The sequence below is a fragment of the Micromonospora sp. NPDC004551 genome, assembly GCF_040609975.1.
Classification (GTDB): domain Bacteria; phylum Actinomycetota; class Actinomycetes; order Mycobacteriales; family Micromonosporaceae; genus Micromonospora.
In genome coordinates this window covers 1-18,859 of the sequence record NZ_JBEXLM010000057.1, presented here as the reverse complement: position 1 = coordinate 18,859, position 18,859 = coordinate 1, and the positions used below count along the sequence as shown (strand labels likewise).

Here is an 18,859-nt window from a genome sequence, read left to right as displayed (position 1 = left end):
TCCCGTCCGGGCGGCCTCCCGGCGGGGGCCGGGGGGGGCGGGGCGCCCGCTGGCCGGGGGGGCCCGCCCCCGCCCCGCCCCCCCCCCCCCCGCCGCGCTCCCGGGCGGGCCGCTGCCCGCCCGGGAGCGCCGACACGGCGGTGGGCCGCCGGGCTCGGATCACTGGAGGTAGCGCTCGACCTCGGTCACCGGGCGCTGGCCCTGGGCGTCGGGGTCGCCGTGCGCCTGGCGCGCCGCCCGGCGGCGGCGGAGCAGGTCCCAGCACTGGTCGAGGGACTCCTCCAGCGCCCGCAGCCGCTCCTTGGCCTCGTCGTCGGTGCCGGCCTCGTGTTCCTGCGCGGCCGCGCGCAGCCGGTGCTCCTCGTCGACGAGTTCGGAGATCCGGCTCAGGATGGTCTTGTCGTCCATGCCCGAAGCTTGGCACAGCGGACGCCGTCGCGCCCGCGTTCCGCCCCGAGGCCGAGGGCGAGTCGGTGTGTGCCGGGGCTGCGCCCTTCGGCGCCGCCGGGCCGGTCACGACGCCGGGCCCTCCGGTCCGCTGTGGATCGACATCCGCCGGCTCCGAACCGGCGGTCCATCCCCACAGGAGCGTCTCGGTCAGCGCCGTCGATCTCCTCCGGACGAGGTGTCCGCCGGCCTCCGGTCGTCCACGCGGCGATATAATTCCGGCTCCGTGAGTTCGCCTCACGTAACTGGGGGTGAACGGCATGCTTGTGTCCCGTGAGTGGCGTCGGTCCGGCCGCCCGGCGGCCCAGCGGTCGTTCGACGTCCGGGACGCGCCCCGAACCATGCCGTGCGCGCGGATGGCCGGCTGCTGAGCGGTGCTGCCGGTCCACTTCCTCGACACCCGGGTGCTGCCGCCGGCGGACCGGTACGACCTGTGGCTGGAAATCGTCGCGAGTTCGGCGCCCGCGCTCATCTCCAGCCCGCACGCGGCCAGGTTCGACGCTCACGCGCGTTCGATCGAACTCGGCGACCTTCGCGTCACCGACTTCACCTATCCCTCGCTGACCATGACCCGGACGCCCAGGCTCATCCGCCAGGTCGATCCGGAGATGTATCAGCTGGCCCTGACCCGTGTCGGCAACGGCACGGTGAGCCAGCAGCGCCAGGAGGCGCTGGTGCGCCCCAGCGAGTTCACCCTGCTGGACAATTCGCGCCCGTTCGTGGCCCGCCACGACGCTTCGCCCGGCGAGCTGCTCAACACCGTGACGGTGAACATCCCGCACGCGGCGCTGCCCGTGCCGCCCGCCAAGGTCGCCGCCCTGCTGGGCACGAGCATGTGCGGCTCGACCGGAGTGGGCGGGCTCCTGGCGCCGTACCTCCGCCGGATCGCCGCCCACCCGGAGCAGTTCGCCGACACCGACGCGAGCCACCTCGGCAGCATCACCGTCGACCTGGTGTCGGCGATGCTGCTGCAGCAGATCGGTGCGGAGAGCGCCCTGCCGCCCGAGACGCGGCACCACGCGCTCCGGCACCGCATCGACACGTACATCGCCGACAACCTGCACGACCCGGCACTCGGGCCGCGAAGCATCGCCGCCGCGCACCACATCTCGCTGCGTACCCTTCACCGCCTGTTCGCCGGCGAGGACGCCACCGTGGCGGAGCTGGTCCGGCGACGCCGGTTGGAGCGGTGCCGGTGCGACCTGGCCGACCCCCGGATGCGCGCCCGTCCGGTCCAGGCGATCGGCGCGCGCTGGGGGTTTCCGGACAAGACCCACTTCAGCCGGCTGTTCCGGGCGGCGTACGGCCTGTCGCCGCAGGCGTACCGCGAGCAGAACGGCGACCAGCCGTCGCCCTGACCGGCCGATCGGTCCGTCCCGCCACACAGGAGCGTGGGCCGGTGGGGAGATGAAGCCGATCTGGAGTTGCTTCTCGACACGTGGAATGATCAAACCGGCGAATGTTGCCGAGACCACGTGAGCCGCTGCGGCGCGCAGCTCGGGATGCACGACGATCGAGGAGGCGCTCATGGCCGAGGTGAGTCCCGGTAGGGCCCGGCAGGTGCCCCTGCGCCACGCACTGCCGCGTCTGGCCCGTGACCCCCTGGGGGCCCTGGTGCACTACGCGAACGAGGGCAACGGCGAGATCGTGCAGCTGAACCTCGGCACGTTCCGGCCGTACCTGGTCACCCACCCGGAGCACCTGCAGCAGATCCTCCGCGACCGCACCACCTACATCCGCGACGGCAACAGCATGCTCTGGCGGTCCGTGCGACGGGCGGTGGGCGACGCGATCCTCGTCACCGAGGGAGCGCAGTGGGAGTCCAGCCGCGACACCCTGCAGCCGCTGTTCACCGCCAAGCGCGCCGAGACGCTGGTCGACCGGATGGCGGTGGCGATCGCCGAAGCCGTGGACGCGTTCGACGCGCCGGCCCGGGCCGGGCAGGCCGTCGACGCGATGACGCTGATGTCGCAGGTCGTGTGCCAGGCCACCACCCGGGTGCTCTTCGGCCGGAAGATTCCGCTCTCCGACGCGCTGCAGATCTACGCGCACCTGGGCACGATCACCCGGACGATGGTCCCGAGGCTGCTCGCCCCAGGCATGCCCTACTGGGTGCCGCTGCCGGGCGACCGCGCGTTCCGCGCCGCCGTGCAGGGCATCGGCGCGCTGGTCCTGCCGATCATCCGCAAGGAGCGCATGAACCCGAGCGACGGCGACGACATCATCGCGACCCTGTGCCGCCCGAGGGCCGACGGGTCGCAGGCCAGCGAGGAGTCGGTCCGCAGCGATCTGGTCGCCATGTTCTCCACGGCCACCGAGACCACGATCGGCGTCCTGTCCTGGCTGTGGCCGGTCCTGGAGAAGCATCCCGACGTGGCCGAACGGCTCTACGCCGAGGTCGACGAGGTCGTCGGCGTACGCGGGACCGTGCAGCGCACGCACATCCCGCAGCTGCGCTACAGCCGGATGGTCCTGGACGAGATGTTGCGGCTCTGGCCCGCCGGCTGGACCATCCCGCGCACCGCGGTGGGGGAGCAGGTGCTGGGCGGTGTCCGGATCGAATCCGGAGCGACCATCCTGGTCAGTCCCTTCGCGACGCAGCGGATGGCGGCTTTCTGGGACAGTCCCGATGTCTTCGACCCGCAGCGGTTCGCGCCGGACAAGCCGAAGCGCCAGTACCGCTACAGCTACTTCCCGTTCGGGGGCGGCCCGCACCAGTGCATCGGGCAGTACCTCTTCCTGCTCGAAGCGCCCATCATCATGGCCACGTTGCTGAGTCGGTTCCGCTTCCGGCTGGGTCAGCCGGCCGACCTCACGCCGCGGATCGGCGCGTCGCTGCGGCCCCGGTCGAGCACGCTCACACTGCTGCGCCGCGACAGCGTCCCGGCCTCATGACACCCACCTCCCCCGTCCGGCTCGGCGCAGGTGACCAGCTCGCCGTGGTGGAGCAGGCACGGATCTGCGCGCTGGCCGTCGCCGTCGAACGCGACCTGCACACGGTGGTGGCCGACCACCAGGCCCTGTTCGCCGGCCGGCCCTTCGACCCGGCGCTCGTCAGCAGCATCGCGATGTCCGTGGCCTTCACCGCGCCGGAATACACCGCCGAGCAGCTCCGCCTGACGGCTCGTACCGTGCTGTGGGTCTTCGCGGCCGACTGGCAGATCGACTATCTGGCCCGGACCTCGGACGACGTGCGGGAGGTGACCGCCGCCTGCCTGGCGGCCGCCGACGCCGGTCCGTCGTCCGCGCGGCATCCGCTGGCCCGGCTGCTGGGCGGCATCCGTGACGAGCTGTCCAAGACCCCGGCGTTCGCCGTCGTGGAACCGGTGTGGCAGGACGAGCTGAAGCGGATGTTCGCGGCGATGTCGCGGGAGTGGCAGTGGAAGACGACGCGCGGCACCGGGCCGGGCGATCCCACGCTCGACGACTACCTGGACATCGCCGACAACACGGCCGCCGTGCTGGTCAGCGTGACGCACTGGGCCTCCGTCGGCGACCAGGACTGCCTGGACCATCTCGACGCGCTGCGGGTCGCCGGCCGTGCGACGCAACGGGCGATCCGGCTGATCAACGACCTGGCCACCTACCGGCGCGATCTCCAGTGGGGTGACCTGAACGCGCTCATGCTCGCTGGTGCCACCGATGTCACGGCCCGACTCACCTCGATCGTCGAGGAGAGCCGCGAACTGCTCCGGCCCCTGGAGCGATCCTGCCCCCGGCAGGCCGCGTTCCTGAGTCGCCAGATCGCCTTCACCAGCGGGTTCTACCGGGTGTCGGACTTCTGGGGCAGCCTGTGAGAAGCGAGTTGGCCGCTCTCGCTGACGCCGTCGACATCGACGCCGCAGCGCGCGACCTGATCAGCAGTCTGGGTGAGCGGCCGTGGGGTCAGGTCGGCCCCTCGGTGTACGAGACGGCGCGGCTCGTCTCGCTGGCTCCGTGGCTCGCGGGGCACGCCGAACGCGTCGCGTTCCTGCTGCACAGCCAGCGTGCGGACGGCGGGTGGGGCCCGCCGGACGGCTACGCGCTGGTCCCCACCCTGAGCGCGACCGAGGCGCTGCTCGCCGTCGTCCGGGCGGGCGGTTCCGCGGCGGCACCGGTCGTCGCGGGTCCCGCCGCGGCGGCCGCCGGCGGCCTCCGCGCGCTCGCCGGCTGGCTGCCGGCGGCGGATCTGCTGGTGCCGGACACGCCGGGAGTGGACGTCATCGTGCCGTCGCTGGTCGCGGCGATCAACGACCACCTGGCCGAGGCGGACGCCACGGCAGTGCCCGCGCTCGCCTCCTGGCGGGGGGTGCGGCTCGACCTGCCGGCGGGCCTGACCGACGAGCGTCTCGTGCGCGTACGGCACGCCCTGGCCGCCGGGCGGGAACTGCCGGCCAAGCTGCTGCACTTCCTCGAGGCGTTGGGCCCGGGCGCCCGCCGCGCCGCGGGCATCCGTCCCGTCCTCCCCGGCACGGTGGGCGCGTCACCCGCGGCGACGGTCGCCTGGCTCGGCGGTCCACCGGCGGCCGATGATCCGCCCCGGGCCCACCTGGAGCACGTGGCGCGTGGCGGGCCCGTCCCCTGCCCGCTCCCGATCACCGTCTTCGAGCAGGCGTGGGTGGTGAGCGAACTGACCCGTGCGGGTGCCCGGTTCGCGGCGCCGGCCGCGATTCTGGAGTCCCTGACCGCCGCGCTCGGCCCGGTCGGCACCCCCACGGGGCCCGGTCTTCCCGCGGACGCCGACACGACCTCGGTGGCCCTGTACGCGCTCGGAATGCTCGGCCGGCCGGCGGACCCGCGAGGGCTGTGGACCTACGAGACGGCCGACGGCTTCTGTACGTGGCCGGGGGAGGACGGCTTCTCGGTCACCACCAACGCGCACGTCCTGGACGCCTTCGGCCACCACGTACGCAGCACCCGGGCCGCTCCGCGCTACGTGGCGACGGTGGACCGCCTCACGGCCGTCCTGCGGGAGCACCAACAACGCGACGGACAGTGGCGCGACCGGTGGCACGCCTCGCCGTACTACGCCACCGCGAGCTGCGCGCGGGCCCTGCGGGACCACGGTCGGGGGACGTCGGTGGCCGAGGCGGTGGCGAAGGCCGTCGACTGGGTCCTGGACACCCAACGACCCGACGGGTCGTGGGGGCGGTGGGACGGCACCGTCGAGGAGAGCGCGTACGCGCTGCACACCCTTCTGGCCGCGCACCCGAACGCGCGGATCGACGCGGCGGTCCGGCGCGGCCACGCGTACCTGCGGAGCGCCGTCGGTCGCCGCCCCGACCCGCCCCTGTGGTACGGCAAGGAGCTCTACCACCCGGCGGCAGTCGTCCGCGCCGCGGTGATCGCCGCGTTTCGTCTCGTCCGGCACCGGCAGGACCGCGCGACCACGGAGGGTCGGGCGATCATGCCGATACCCCCGCAACGGGCCGGGAAGCCGTGATCAGGGCCGCTTGAGGGACGTCTCGGACGCTGCTAGCGTGCCCCGTTGTCGCGTGACCCACACCTACCATGCCCACAGACCACAAATCGCACGCCGCGCAAGGCCGATGCCGCCACAGCTGACTGGGGACCGTCTCATGCGTTCTCGCACCAATGTGCGTACCAAGGTCGTCGCGATGCTGGCGTCGCTGACCGCCCTGTGGGCGTTCGCGGCGTGGGTGACCCTCCGCGACGGTCTGAACCTGCTGTGGGCCAACACGCTGAACAGCACGGTCTACGAGCCGAGCGCCCCGTTGCTGACGGCGCTGCAGCAGGAGCGCCAACTGACCCTGGCCTACCTGGGTGGGCCGGGGGACAGCGCCGAGGTACGGACGGCGCTCGACACCCAACGCCGGGAGACCGAGCAGCTCGCGGCGACCTTCAAGGAGTCCTCGCAGAGCTGGCAGGCCGGTTTCGCCGGGAGCGAGAAGCTGAGCCAACGACTCGACGCGACCTACACCACGTTGGACGGTCTCCGCGCCACCCGGGAGTCGGTGGACGCGCGCACGACCGACCGGACCAGCGCCGCGCGCGAGTTCGGCAACGCCATCGACGCCGTCTTCGACATCTACGCCGCCACGGCGAGTCTCGACGACAAGGAACTCGCCGCCTACGCGGCGGCGCTCATCCAGCTCAACCGGATGTCCGAGCTCATCTCCCAAGAGGACGCCCTGATGAGCGGCATCCTCGCCAGCGGTCGCATCACCGAGGCCGAGCGGGCGGAGTTCACGCGACTGGTCGGCGCCCAGCGATTCGCCGGGACGGACGCGTCGGGAAAGCTGTCGTCCGACGACCGTGGCCGCTACGACCGGCTGCTCGCCGGCGACGCCTTCAGCCGCCTCCGGGCCGTTGAGGACCAGGTGGTCGCCCGCGCCGGCGGTTCCACCAGGGTTCCGGTGACCGCGGCCCAGTGGCGCAGCGCGGTGGACAGCGCCCGGTCGGAACTGCAGGACGTGATCGCCGTCGGTGGCGACGGGATCGTCAGTGGCGCCACCAGGGTGGCCGTCCTGGTCATCATCCGGCTGCTCCTGGCGGCGGGCCTGGGCACCGTGGCGGTTGTCGCGTCGATCATCCTGGCGGTCACCACCGCCCGCGCGTTGGTGCGTGAGCTGGAGCGGCTGCGAAAGGCGGCCCACGAGCTCGCCGACGAGCGACTGCCCGGCGTGGTGCGGCGCCTCGGCCGGGGCGAGACCGTCGACGTCGCGGCCGAGGCGCCACCGCTGGCCTTCGGCAGCGACGAGATCGGACAGGTCGGTGACGCCTTCAACCGTGTCCAGGAGACCGCGATCCGCACCGCCGTCGAGCAGGCCGACCTGCGCCGCAACGTCCGTGACGTCTTCCTGAGCCTGGCCCGGCGCACCCAGGCGCTGGTGCACCGCCAGCTCACCCTGCTCGATGCGATGGAACGCCGGGAGCACGACGCCGAGGAGCTGGAGGACCTGTTCCGCGTCGACCACCTGGCCACCCGGATGCGGCGCAACGCGGAGAACCTGATCGTGCTCTCCGGCTCGACCCCGGGCCGTGCCTGGCGGCGCAACGTGCCGATGGTCGACGTGGTGCGCGGGGCGGTCGCCGAGGTCGAGGACTACACCCGGGTGACCGTGCGCCCGCTCGGCCCCGTGTCCCTGACCGGCCGGGCCGTCGGCGACGTCATCCACCTGCTGGCCGAGCTGATCGAGAACGGCCTGTCCTTCTCGCCGCCGCACACCACCGTCGAGGTACGCGGCCAGATGGTCTCCAACGGGTTCGCCCTCGAGATCGAGGACCGCGGCCTCGGCATGGGCGCGGAGGAACTGGCCGCCGCGAACATGCGCATCGTCGACCGGTCCGAGCTGAACCTGGCCAACGCCGCCCGGCTCGGCCTCTTCGTGGTCAGTCGGCTCACCGAGCGGCACGGGGTGAAGGTGCAGCTCAAGGAATCGGCGTACGGCGGGACGACGGCCGTGGTGCTGATCCCGCTGGAGCTGGTCACCCACGACGGGCCGGACCCGAGCACCTCCGGCGGCTTCCCGGTCGGCAGCGGGCAGCCCGCCCCGGCTGCGCCCGCCCTTCCGAACGCGGAGCGCGCGGCGATCGAGCCCGCCGGCGACCGGCCGGCCGCCCCGGTGGCGCTGGCCGAGAGCACCGATCCGGTGGAACCGGCCGCGGACGGCAGTGCACAGCCCGTCCCGGCGCGGGAGGCCGAAGTGGACGAGCCCCAGGTCACCCCGTCCGGCCTTCCGGCGCGTACGCGGAAACGGCAGCCCGCGCCGGCCGCGCCCGGTGTGACGCCGGCCCCCGTGGACCCCCGGAGCACCGACCAGCGGCCGGCCGGCGACGTGGCGGCGGACGACGCGACGCCGGTCCGGACCGGCGGCGACCTGCCCGTCCGGGTCCGGCAGGCCAGCCTGGCGCCGGAGCTGCGGCACGACCAGGCCGGCGTGGACGACGACGGGGACGACGACACGGTGCGCCCACCGGAGCAGGTGCGCCGGATGATGAGCTCCTACCAGAGCGGCACCCGACGCGGCCGGACCGACGCGGCCCGGCTGCTCGGCGGGGCGCACGAGACCGGCGCGCCGGACACCGGCGACGGTCAGGCGACCTAGGGATCGCCGGATCGGCGATCCCGGACGAGCACGGCACACCAGCCGGGGGAGAAGAGGACGACGAGTGGCGCAGAAGACGGCTTCGAGCGCGGACCTGACGTGGTTGTTGGATGACCTGGTCGGCCGGGTCAAGCAGGCGGAACACGCCGTGGCGCTCTCCACCGACGGACTGCTGATGGCCTCGTCGCGCGGGTTGAGCCGGGACGACGGCGAGCACCTGGCGGCGATGGCGGCGGGCATCCAGAGCCTGGCCCGGGGCGCGGGGAAGCGGTTCGGCGGTGGGCAGGTGCAGCAGACCATCATCGAGATGCAGTCGTCGTTCCTGTTCGTCACCGCGGCGGGCCGCAACGCGTGTCTGGCCGTGCTGGCGTCCGAGGACGCCGACGTGGGCCTGATCGCGTACGAGATGGCGATGCTGGTCACCCGGGTCGGCCGGTTCGTCGCCTCACCCACCCGGGAACAGCCCCTCGGCGAGAATCCGGCGCGATGACCGGCCAGGGGGAGCCCGCGGAGCACGAGTGGGTGGACGACCACGCGGGTCCGGTCGTGCGCCCGTACGCGGTGACCGGTGGCCGGGCTCGCCCGGTGACCGGCACGTTCGACCTGATCTCCCTGGTCACGGCGACCCGGGCGGAGGTGGGGTCGGAATCCGGGCTCGGCCCGGAACACGTGGCGATCGTCGGTCTCTGCCAGCGGATCCAGTCCGTGGCCGAGATCGCCGCCCACCTCGACCTGCCGGTGGGCACCGTCCGGGTCCTCCTGGGTGACCTGGCGGCCCGCAGCCTGGTGCAGGTCCGTGAGCCGCGCGCTACCCCCGCCGGCCTTCCCGACGACAGTGTTTTCGAGGCGGTAATCAATGGACTACGGGCGCTCTGAGCGGCCGGCGGGAGCGGCGCCGCTGCTGCCCACCGCGATCAAGATCCTGATCGCCGGCGGTTTCGGCGTGGGCAAGACCACCATGGTCGGCGCGGTCAGCGAGACCCGGCCACTGCGGACGGAGGAGGTGCTGACCGAGACCGGCGTCGGTATCGACGACCTGTCCGGGGTGGAGGAGAAGACCACCACCACCGTGGCCATGGACTTCGGCCGGATCACCCTCAGCGACGACCTCGTGCTCTATCTGTTCGGCACCCCCGGGCAGGACCGGTTCTGGTTCGTCTGGGACGAGCTGGCGCTGGGCGCGATCGGTGCGGTGGTGCTGGCCGACACCCGGCGGCTGGCCGACTGCTTCCCGTCGATCGACTACTTCGAGGGGCGGGGCACGCCGTTCGTGGTGGCGGTGAACTGCTTCGAGGGCGCCAAGCAGTACCGGCTCGACGAGGTGCAGGGCGCGCTCGACCTGGACCCGGACGTGCCGGTGGTGCTCTGCGACGCGCGGGAGCGCGAGTCGGTCAAGGAGGTGCTCATCACGCTGCTGGAGTACGCCATGAAGCTGCGCGAGGAGCGCCGCCGCGCCGCCGGCGACTGACCCCGGCGGCGGTGCCGCCCTGCCATGATGGGGCGATGTCCACGGAATCGCGACACCTGAGCGTGCACATCGACCGGCCGGTCGCCGAGGTCTACGCGTTCGTCTCCGACCCGCGTAACCTGCCCCGCTGGGCGCCCGGCCTGGGTAGTTCGGTGGTGCGCGAGGACGACGGGTGGTTCGTCGAGACACCGGAGGGCCGGGCGCAGGTCACCTTCGCCCCGCGCAACGGGTACGGCGTGCTCGACCACGAGGTGGTGACGCCGTCCGGCGAGACGGTGTACGTGCCGCTGCGGGCCCTCGCGGACGGCGACGGGTGTGAGGTCGTCTTCACGCTGCGCCGCTCGCCCGGCATGAGCGACGCGGAGTTCGACCGGGACGCCGGGCTCGTCACCGGGGACCTCGCCCTGCTCAAGAAGGTGCTGGAGAACCCGTCGGCCTGAGGAGGCGCCGGGCCTGGCTGCGGGACCGCGGTCCGAACCCCGTTGTTCCATAATTCGCGGGTGAGTCAGTACTTCCGGGCCGGCAGGACGGTGCTGTGGAACCCCTCGAACGGGGTCGCCCAACTGTTCGTCCGCAACGTCGAGGCGGTCGCCGGCGCCGTCGAGGTGCCCACCGGGATCGGCCCGGAGGTCAATGACGACCACGAGATCGACCTCGTCGCGTTCACCGCGTTCGTCGACGCGCTCGTGCGGCGCTACCGCAGCTCGACGCACCGGATCCTCCGGGCGCTCATCGAGGACGTCGCCGCGCTGGGCATCGTCATGGTCGAGCGCGGTGGCGACACGGTCGCCGCCCTGAACGAACCCGCGTCCGCCTTCGACGCCAGGGACGTCGCCGTCCTGAGCACCGGGTTCGGTGCCACCGGCGACCCGCGGCGGTTGCGTGAGCTGGCCGACGAGTTGGCCCGACACATGGCTTGCTGAGCGTGCCATCCTCAGCTGCGCCCGAGCACGGAAGCGAGCCCGGCGTGATGCGGTCGACGACGATTCTGCTGGAAGCGCTGCTCCGGGCCGGGATGCGGGATGTCGTCTCGGTCGAGCCGGCGGCGGGTGGGCTCGCGGCGCTGGCGGGCATCGCCGCCCGCCGGAACGCGCCGTCGGTGTTCGTCAAGGCGTTGGCCGACGCGCCGCCCGACGGCGTCTTCGTCGCGGAGGCCGAGGGGCTGGCCGCCCTGCGCGATCTCGGCGGTCTGGCGACACCTGAGGTCATCCTGGCGGACCGCGAACTGCTGGTGTTGTCGATGCTGCGACCGAGGCCGCGCAGCGAGACCTTCTGGGAGCAGTTCGCGCACGCGCTCGCCCGCCTGCACCTGGGCACCACCCACGCTCGCTTCGGATGGCACCGCGACAACTGGCTGGGCCGTCGCCGGCAGATCAATACCTGGACGGACGACGGCTTCGCGTTCTTCGCGCAGCACCGGTTGCTGCGGTGGCTGGGGGAGCCCCGTGTCGAGGCGGCACTCGACGCCGGAGATCGGAGGGCGCTGGAGCGGCTGTGCGACCAGCTGCCCGACCTGCTGCCGGACCGGTCGGCATGCCTGACACACGGCGACCTGTGGGCGCAGAACGTCCTGGCCACCCCGGACGGCCGGCCCGCGGTGATCGACCCGGCCGTGTCCTACATGTGGGCCGAGGTCGACCTCGCCCATGTCTGGTCCACCGCACCCCCGCCCGAGGCGCACCGGTTCTTCGACGTTTATGCCGAGCTGACCTCCCTCGACGGCGACTGGCGGTCCCGCATGCCGATTGTCCAGCTGCGACAGCACCTCGCCGTGTTGGCCCAGTTCGACGACGACTGGGGCGCGGCCGACCAGATCCGCGCCACCCTTGCCCCGTTCCGGACGCGAACCTGACCGGCGTCCCGACGGTTGCCCGCCGCTGGCCGACTGACCCGGCCCGTCACCGACGAGGAGGCGCGTGCGGCCGCGCTGAGCGGCGCCGCTGTTCGAGATCTTGGACAGTTTCCGTTCCGGGCGAACAGAAAGTCTCCAAGATCCGCTGGGGACGCCGACGGCACGTGGGAGCGCCCCTTCGGCGCGGGAAATGCCGGAGGGCCGCTCCCACGCGCTCGCGGGTAGCGGCCGTCGCAGCTGACCTCGCCCTGCTCAAGACGGTGCTGGAGACCGCCACGCCCTGGGCTGGGGCCGCCCGGTCACGCAGGCGGTGTGGCGCCGGGCGCTCGACTGCCGCCGTGCGAGGCGACCAGGGCATCGGCCACGATCGCGGCATCCGCCTCGGCGACGTCGGCGGGATACTCCGGCAGGAGGTCGTCCCAGACGACCAGCCAGGATCCGTACAGCTGCGCCTGGCCCTCCGGGCGGGCGAAGAACCAGACGTGCAGGTGCGCGCCGCCGTCGCCGATACGGTAGACGTGGGCTCGCGAGATGTGCGGCAGAGCCTGCACGTGGCGGACGATCCGCGTGGTCAGCAGGCCCAGCTCCGCGGCGAGTTCGTCGGGGAGGTCCGCCATGTCGTAGTGGTCGCGCGGGTAGAGCATCAGCACCAGCGGCACGCCCACTCCCGGGACGCGGGCCAGCCGCCAGCGATCGTTGAACCAGATCCCCTCGTCGCGCTCCTGGCAGTTCCGGCACTCCGCCGGATCCTCGCCGTGCCGGGCGGGCTCGGGCAGCACCGGCGGGCGCAGCGGTGCGACGCGCAATCCGTCCTGTTCGAACGGGCTGATGTCCCATCCCGTCATGCGCGCCAGCGGAAGCCGTCGCTCGGTGTCAGCGACGGCCACCGCGTGGTCATAGAACTGGTCCGGAGACAAGGCCATGGCGCGAAGACTAGTACAACCAAGATCCGGTTGTGGTCCGTCGCTCCTGCGGCGGGCATGTGCTCTCAGCGGCGGCAACGCCACACGAGCGGCCGGTGCACCTGGTTCTCGTACACGGAACCGACCACGGTCAGACCGTCGTCGCTGATCCCGTTGGCCGTGTACGTGCCCGCCCCGGCCGCCCGGACCTCCGGGCGGCCCGGCAACCGGCGGGAGGTGCCGTCCGGGCTGACGACCAGCGGCGCGCCGTCGCCGACCAGAAGGTCGCCGTTGCCGGCGATCCCGGCCGCCCCGGGGAACGGCAGCAGGCTCACCACCCCGGTCCGGAGATTCCACCGCACCGGCCGCATCGACACGGCACCGCCCTGCCGGACGTCGGGAACCGAGCCGACGGCCCATTCGCCGTGCGCCGAGTCGACCGAGGCGCGCGGGTAGCCGTCGGGTACCGCCAGCGCCGCCCCGGCGCCCTGCGGCGTCCACCGGTAGGGCAGCTGGCCCATCGCGCCGACGACCGTGCCGTCGTCGGTGATCCCGGTCGCGGCGGATCCCGGCTGGCCGAGCAGCCGGTACTCCTGCGGGCGGTCCGCCGACCACAGCACGGCCCGGTGCGAGTCGCGGGCGCCGCTGGCGGTGCCGGCGATGTCGCCCCGGCCGTTGACCGCGTGCACGAGGACCGTGTCGTAGCCGGGCGGGGTGGTCAGGGAGCGCAGCTTCCCGTCGCGGTAGACCCAGCCGGTGCCGTCGCCGGTGGTGCCGACCACGACACCGCCGGCGTTGACCGCCGCCGCGTGCCGCGCGTCGGCCGGCAGGACGTCCGCCCGGCCGTCGGTCCACAGCACGACCCGCCCGTCCTCCTGCCCGGTGCCGATGTCGCCGACGATGTACCGCCCGGTGGGGTCGACGCCGTTCGCCACCGCGACCGGACCGCCGATGGGCTGCGGCAGCCACGACGCCCCGCAGGTGACCGGCGAGTCCGGGGCGGCCGGTGTGGTCCCGGCTGGTGACGCCGCGAGGGCCGGCGGGGCCGGAGCCGGCCGGTCGGCGGCCCCGTCGAGCCGGACGGCGCCCACGACGCCGAGCCCGGCCAGCGCCGTCACCGCCGCGATCCCGCCGACCCGCCGGCGCCGGCGGCGACGCCGGCCGTCCCGGACCGCGCGGCCCACGTCGACCTGTGGCTCGGGTACCGGCGCCGATTGCAGCAGTGCGCCGATCCGCTGCTCGTCCAACGTGGTCATCTCGGACTCCTCCCGGACATCTCGGCGACGCCGAGCACCTGGCGGACCGCCGCCAGCGCCCGGGCCGTCTGTGCTTTCACGTTGCCTTCGGAGCAGCCCATCGCGGCGGCGGTGTCGGCCAGCGACAGGTCGCACAGGAACCGCAGGACCAGGACGGTGCGCTGGCCGCGGGGGAGCTGGGCGAGCGCGGTGACCACGCTGTCCCGCTCGGCCAGTTCGTCGTGCGGCGTGACCGGCCGCCGCTCCGGCACCGACCCCAGCAGCCGGACCTTCGCCCAGCTCAACCGTTTCTCGTCGACGAGCTTGTGGACCAGCATCCGGTGCACGTACGCGTCGACGTTGTCGGCGCGGCTGACCCGGCGCCAGTTCACGTACAGCGCCGTGATCGTCTGCTGCACGACGTCGTCCGCCAGGTGGGCGTCGCCGCACATCAGGAACGCGGTCCGGTGCAGGCTCGGCAGTCGCGCGGAGACGTACTCCACGAACTCACGGTCGGCATCCGCCATCGGGGCTCCCTCCTCCGCACGCTCGACGGGTCCGGACGACCGTCGGGTTGCGTCCCCGCCGAAGTTCGGCGGTCACGGGGCGACCGGCGGCCGGGGCGCACCGGGGCCGGGAACGCCGAAGGGCCGCTCCCCGCGAGCGGGAAGCGGCCCTTGTCAGCCGTGACGGCGTCAGCTGGCGATCATGCGACGCAGCACGTACTGCAGGATGCCGCCGTGTCGGTAGTAGTCGGCCTCACCGGGGGTGTCGATGCGGACCACGGCGTCGAACTCCACGCCCGTGTCGGTGGTGACCTTCACGGTACGCGGGGTGTCGCCGTCGTTGAGCGCGGTGACGCCGCTGATCGAGAAGGTCTCCGTGCCGGTCAGGCCCAGCGACTCGGCGGTCTCGCCGGCCGGGAACTGGAGCGGCAGGACGCCCATGCCGATGAGGTTCGAGCGGTGGATCCGCTCGTACGACTCGGCGATGACCGCCTTGACCCCGAGGAGCATGGTGCCCTTGGCCGCCCAGTCGCGGGACGAGCCGGAGCCGTACTCCTTGCCGGCCAGGATGACCAGCGGGACGCCCGCCTCCTGGTACGCCATCGAGGCGTCGTAGATCGAGGTCTGCTCTCCGGTCAGGTGGTTGACCGTGAAGCCGCCCTCGACACCCGGAACGAGCTGGTTACGCAGCCGGATGTTGGCGAAGGTGCCCCGGATCATCACCTCGTGGTTGCCCCGGCGGGAGCCGTACGAGTTGAACTCGTGCCGCGCCACACCGTGCTCGGCGAGGTACCTGCCGGCGGGGGAGTCCGCCTTGATCGAGCCGGCCGGGGAGATGTGGTCGGTGGTCACCGAGTCGCCCAGCTTGGCCAGCACCCGGGCGGCGCTGATGTCCTGCACCGGCTGCGGGTCCTTCGCCATGCCCTCGAAGTACGGGGGCTTGCGCACGTAGGTGGACTCGCCGTCCCAGGAGAACGTGTCACCGGTGGGGGTCGGCAGCGACTGCCAGCGCTCGTCACCGGCGAACACGTCCGCGTACGCGGAGCTGAACCCGGTGGCGCCGATCGCCGAGGCGATGACGTCCTGGATCTCGGCGCTGTTCGGCCAGATCTCCCGCAGGAACACCGGGTTGCCCTGCGCGTCCTCGCCGATCGGCTCGTTCGCCAGGTCGATGTCCATGGTGCCGGCGAGCGCGTACGCGACCACCAGCGGCGGGGACGCCAGGTAGTTCATCTTGACGTCGGGGTTGATCCGGCCCTCGAAGTTGCGGTTGCCGGACAGCACGGAGACGACGGCCAGGTCGCCCTCGTTGACCCCGGCGGAGACCTCCTCGGGCAGCGGGCCCGAGTTGCCGATGCAGGTGGTGCAGCCGTAGCCGACCAGGTTGAAGCCGAGCTTCTCCAGGTAGGGCGTGAGGCCGGCGCGGTCGTAGTAGTCCATGACGACCTTGGAGCCCGGGGCCAGGGTGGTTTTCACCCACGGCTTGCGGGCCAGGCCCTTCTCCACGGCGTTCCGGGCCAGCAGGGCGGCGCCGATCATGACCTGCGGGTTCGAGGTGTTGGTGCAGGAGGTGATCGCGGCGATCACGACGGCGCCGTGGTCCAGCTCGTACTCGACGCCGTCCGCGCCGGTCACCCGGACCGGGTTGCTGGCGCGCCCACCGGCGCCGACCGCGGCGGTCTCCAGGTCCCGCGGGGCGTCGGCCGGGTCGTTGACGCCGTTGGCGGGGGAGTCGCTGGCCGGGAAGGACTCGGCGCTGGCCTCGTCGGCCGGGCCGTCGGTGCCGAACGGCTTCTCCAGCTGCGGCACGCCCGCCGTGCGGCTCGGGTCGCCCCCGGTCTCGTCGGCGGCCACGTAGTCGGCGAGCGCCGAGCGGAACAGGGTCTTGGCGGAGCCCAGCGGCACGCGGTCCTGCGGGCGCTTCGGGCCGGCCAGGGACGGCTCGATGGTGCCGAGGTCCAGCTCCAGCCGCTCCGAGTACTCCGGCTCGCGCTCCGGGTCGTGCCAGAGGCCCTGCTCCTTGGCGTACGCCTCGACCAGCGCGACCTGCTGCGGGTCGCGGCCGGTCAGCTCCAGGTAGCGGACGGTCTCGGCGTCGATCGGGAAGATCGCGACGGTGGAGCCGTACTCCGGGGACATGTTGCCGATGGTGGCCCGGTTGGCCAGCGGCACCGCGCTCACGCCGGGGCCGTAGAACTCGACGAACTTGCCGACCACGCCGTGCTTGCGCAGCATCTCGGTGATGGTGAGCACCAGGTCGGTGGCGGTGGTGCCGGCCGGCATCTCGCCGGAGAGCTTGAAGCCGACGACCCGCGGGATCAGCATGCTGACCGGCTGGCCGAGCATGGCGGCCTCGGCCTCGATGCCGCCGACGCCCCAGCCGAGCACGCCGAGGCCGTTGACCATCGTGGTGTGCGAGTCGGTGCCGACCACGGTGTCCGGGTACGCCTGGCCGTTGCGCTCCATGACCGTGCGGGCCAGGTACTCGATGTTGACCTGGTGCACGATGCCGGTGCCCGGCGGGACGACCTTGAACTCGTTGAACGCGGTCTGGCCCCAGCGCAGGAACTGGTAGCGCTCCTTGTTGCGCTCGTACTCCAGCTCGACGTTGCGCTGGAAGGCGTCCTCGCGGCCGAACAGGTCGGCGATGACCGAGTGGTCGATGACCAGCTCAGCCGGGGCGAGCGGGTTCACCTTGGTGGCGTCGCCGCCGAGGTCGCGCACGGCCTCGCGCATGGTGGCCAGGTCGACGACGCAGGGCACGCCGGTGAAGTCCTGCATCAGCACCCGGGCCGGGGTGAACTGGATCTCCACGCTCGGGTCGGCGGTGGGGTCCCAGCCGCCGAGCTGCCGGATGTGGTCGGCGGTGATGTTCGCGCCGTCCTCGGTCCGCAGCAGGTTCTCCAGCAGGATCTTCAAGCTGTAGGGCAGCCGGTCGTGGCCCTCCACCTTGTCGATCCTGAAAATCTCGTAGCTCGCGTCTCCGACGCGTAGCTGGGTCTTCGCACCGAAGGTGTCGAGGCTCGCCACGTCGTACTCCTTCACACCAGCGACCGTGAGTAGTCCTGAGCAGTTTGTCGCACCGGCCGGGGCGCCGCCGTGGTTAGGCGACACTTACCTGCGTCGGTCTCAACAAAACCGTACGTCCGTCTTGCTATTCGCGCAACCTCGTGCCAGGGTTCGGGACGAGGAGGTGCCACCATGATCCATCACGTCCTGCTCGCCTGCCCACGCGGCTCCGAGGAGACGTCGCGGGCGTTCTACTCGGGCCTTCTCGGCCTGGTCGAGAAGCCGAAACCCCCGGCCCTCGCCGCCCGCGGCGGTTGCTGGTTCACCGGGTACGGCGCGGAGCTGCACCTCGGCGTCGAGGACGACTTCCGTCCCGCCCGCAAGGCGCACCCGGCACTGGTCCGCCCCGACCTGGACCCGCTCGCCGCCCGGCTCGACGCCGCCGGCCACCCCGTGACCTGGGGCGACGACGAGATTCCCGGCATGCGGCGGTTCCACACGTACGACCCGCACGGCAACCGGCTGGAGTTCCTCAGCCCCGTCGACTGAGCCTCCGCGCGGGTAGGGTTCGGGGGTGGTCGACGTGCAGCACTGGCTCTCCGCGCTGCCCCCGGGCGTGATCTATCTGATCGTCGCCGGGGTCATCGGCGTGGAGAGCATGGGCGTCCCGCTCCCCGGCGAGATCGTGCTGGTGAGCTCCGCGCTGCTGGCCGCCGCCGGAGTGGTCGAGCCGGAGTGGGTGGCCGCCGCCGCGGCAGCCGGCGCCATCGTGGGCGACTCCATCGGGTACGCCGTGGGCCGCCGCGGCGGCCGGCCACTGCTCGAACGGCTGGGCCGGCGCTTCCCGAAGCACCTCGGCCCCGCGCAGGTCGCCCGTGCCGAGCAGAGCTTCGCCCGGCACGGTGTCTGGGCGGTCTTCTTCGGGCGGTTCGTCGCCCTGCTCCGCATCCTCGCCGGCCCGCTGGCCGGGGCACTGCACGTGCCGTACCGGCGGTTCCTGCTGGCCAACGCGGCCGGCGGCCTGGTCTGGGCGTTCGCCACCACCTACCTGCTGTTCTCGGTGGGCCGGGCGGCCGAGCACTGGCTCAAGGACATCTCCTGGGCGGGCCTGGTCCTCGCCGTGCTCGCCGGCCTGGCCAGCACCTGGTGGCTGCGCCGCCGTGCCCGCCGGCTGGAACAGGTCGAGGTGCCCGACGAGACCGACGAGCCGGTGCGCGCGGGCGACCGCTGACACGACGAAAGGGCCCGACCCCATCGGGGGTCGGGCCCTTTCGTGTTGCTGTCCTGCTGTGGATCGGATCGTCAGGAGGCGCTGTAGCCGCGGGTGGCGATCCAGTCGGCGAGGTTGTCGACGCTGATGCGGTAGGAGGCCATGTTCGGGTCGGCCGAGTC

Annotated in this window: 18 protein-coding genes and 1 pseudogene; 13 read left to right on the top strand and 6 right to left on the bottom strand. The window is 72.7% G+C overall.

The window, feature by feature from the left end:
* Positions 1–159: 159 nt before the first annotated feature.
* Positions 160–408: a DUF2630 family protein gene (locus ABZW14_RS33620; RefSeq protein ID WP_091322434.1), complete on the bottom strand. Its 249-nt coding sequence runs from the start codon at positions 406–408 to the stop codon at positions 160–162.
* Positions 409–821: 413 nt separating this feature from the next.
* On the opposite strand from ABZW14_RS33620, the gene ABZW14_RS33615 reads away from it, so the two are divergent.
* The 11 genes from ABZW14_RS33615 (at position 822) to ABZW14_RS33565 (ending at position 11,815) form a co-directional block, all read left to right on the top strand.
* A complete protein-coding gene (locus ABZW14_RS33615) occupies positions 822–1,805 on the top strand; it encodes a helix-turn-helix domain-containing protein (protein WP_355355073.1) in 984 nt (327 codons plus the stop codon).
* 169 nt (positions 1,806–1,974) lie between these two features.
* Positions 1,975–3,342, top strand: a complete 1,368-nt coding sequence (locus ABZW14_RS33610; protein WP_355355070.1) for a cytochrome P450 — start codon at positions 1,975–1,977, stop codon at positions 3,340–3,342.
* A complete protein-coding gene (locus ABZW14_RS33605; RefSeq protein WP_355355067.1) occupies positions 3,339–4,244 on the top strand; it encodes a terpene synthase family protein in 906 nt (301 codons plus the stop codon). The genes ABZW14_RS33610 and ABZW14_RS33605 overlap by 4 nt, the downstream gene beginning before the upstream one ends.
* An 8-nt stretch (positions 4,245–4,252) precedes the next feature.
* On the top strand, positions 4,253–5,869 hold the full coding sequence (locus ABZW14_RS33600) for a prenyltransferase/squalene oxidase repeat-containing protein (protein WP_355355064.1): 1,617 nt from the start codon (positions 4,253–4,255) through the stop codon (positions 5,867–5,869).
* Between the two features lie 136 nt (positions 5,870–6,005).
* Complete coding sequence (locus ABZW14_RS33595) at positions 6,006–8,495, top strand: nitrate- and nitrite sensing domain-containing protein (RefSeq protein WP_355355061.1); 2,490 nt, start codon at positions 6,006–6,008, stop codon at positions 8,493–8,495.
* Between the two features lie 64 nt (positions 8,496–8,559).
* Positions 8,560–8,985 (top strand): roadblock/LC7 domain-containing protein, encoded by a 426-nt coding sequence (locus ABZW14_RS33590; RefSeq protein ID WP_091320827.1) that lies wholly within the window; start codon positions 8,560–8,562, stop codon positions 8,983–8,985.
* Complete coding sequence (locus ABZW14_RS33585; RefSeq protein ID WP_355355058.1) at positions 8,982–9,371, top strand: DUF742 domain-containing protein; 390 nt, start codon at positions 8,982–8,984, stop codon at positions 9,369–9,371. The genes ABZW14_RS33590 and ABZW14_RS33585 overlap by 4 nt, the downstream gene beginning before the upstream one ends.
* Positions 9,352–9,963, top strand: a complete 612-nt coding sequence (locus tag ABZW14_RS33580; RefSeq protein WP_355355055.1) for an ATP/GTP-binding protein — start codon at positions 9,352–9,354, stop codon at positions 9,961–9,963. The genes ABZW14_RS33585 and ABZW14_RS33580 overlap by 20 nt, the downstream gene beginning before the upstream one ends.
* Before the next feature lie 35 nt (positions 9,964–9,998).
* Positions 9,999–10,403 carry an SRPBCC family protein gene (locus ABZW14_RS33575; protein ID WP_355355052.1) on the top strand — a complete coding sequence of 135 codons (405 nt, stop codon included), beginning with the start codon at positions 9,999–10,001 and terminating at the stop codon, positions 10,401–10,403.
* Positions 10,404–10,463: 60 nt separating this feature from the next.
* Positions 10,464–10,886, top strand: a complete 423-nt coding sequence (locus tag ABZW14_RS33570; RefSeq protein WP_355355049.1) for a DUF6086 family protein — start codon at positions 10,464–10,466, stop codon at positions 10,884–10,886.
* A 47-nt stretch (positions 10,887–10,933) separates the two neighbouring features.
* Positions 10,934–11,815, top strand: coding sequence for a fructosamine kinase family protein (locus ABZW14_RS33565; protein ID WP_355355076.1), 882 nt, complete (start codon positions 10,934–10,936; stop codon positions 11,813–11,815).
* Between the two features lie 299 nt (positions 11,816–12,114).
* Here ABZW14_RS33565 and ABZW14_RS33560 read toward each other — a convergent pair whose 3' ends face one another.
* From ABZW14_RS33560 to ABZW14_RS33545, 4 genes are all read right to left on the bottom strand, one after another.
* Positions 12,115–12,660 carry a hypothetical protein gene (locus ABZW14_RS33560; protein WP_355355046.1) on the bottom strand — a complete coding sequence of 182 codons (546 nt, stop codon included), beginning with the start codon at positions 12,658–12,660 and terminating at the stop codon, positions 12,115–12,117.
* Between the two features lie 143 nt (positions 12,661–12,803).
* Complete coding sequence (locus ABZW14_RS33555) at positions 12,804–13,973, bottom strand: hypothetical protein (protein ID WP_355355043.1); 1,170 nt, start codon at positions 13,971–13,973, stop codon at positions 12,804–12,806.
* On the bottom strand, positions 13,970–14,479 hold the full coding sequence (locus ABZW14_RS33550) for a SigE family RNA polymerase sigma factor (RefSeq protein ID WP_355355040.1): 510 nt from the start codon (positions 14,477–14,479) through the stop codon (positions 13,970–13,972). Before ABZW14_RS33550 ends, ABZW14_RS33555 begins: the two co-directional genes overlap by 4 nt.
* A gap of 168 nt (positions 14,480–14,647) precedes the next feature.
* Complete coding sequence (locus ABZW14_RS33545) at positions 14,648–17,503, bottom strand: aconitate hydratase (RefSeq protein ID WP_355355037.1); 2,856 nt, start codon at positions 17,501–17,503, stop codon at positions 14,648–14,650.
* Positions 17,504–17,659: 156 nt separating this feature from the next.
* On the opposite strand from ABZW14_RS33545, the gene ABZW14_RS33540 reads away from it, so the two are divergent.
* Positions 17,660–18,016 (top strand): VOC family protein, encoded by a 357-nt coding sequence (locus tag ABZW14_RS33540; RefSeq protein WP_355355034.1) that lies wholly within the window; start codon positions 17,660–17,662, stop codon positions 18,014–18,016.
* A 25-nt stretch (positions 18,017–18,041) separates the two neighbouring features.
* The gene (locus tag ABZW14_RS33535; RefSeq protein WP_355355031.1) at positions 18,042–18,698 is read left to right on the top strand and encodes a DedA family protein; all 657 of its coding nucleotides are present in this window, start codon (positions 18,042–18,044) and stop codon (positions 18,696–18,698) included.
* Between the two features lie 71 nt (positions 18,699–18,769).
* Here ABZW14_RS33535 and ABZW14_RS33530 read toward each other — a convergent pair.
* Positions 18,770–18,859 (bottom strand): annotated as a pseudogene (locus ABZW14_RS33530) (phytochelatin synthase); the annotation flags it as partial.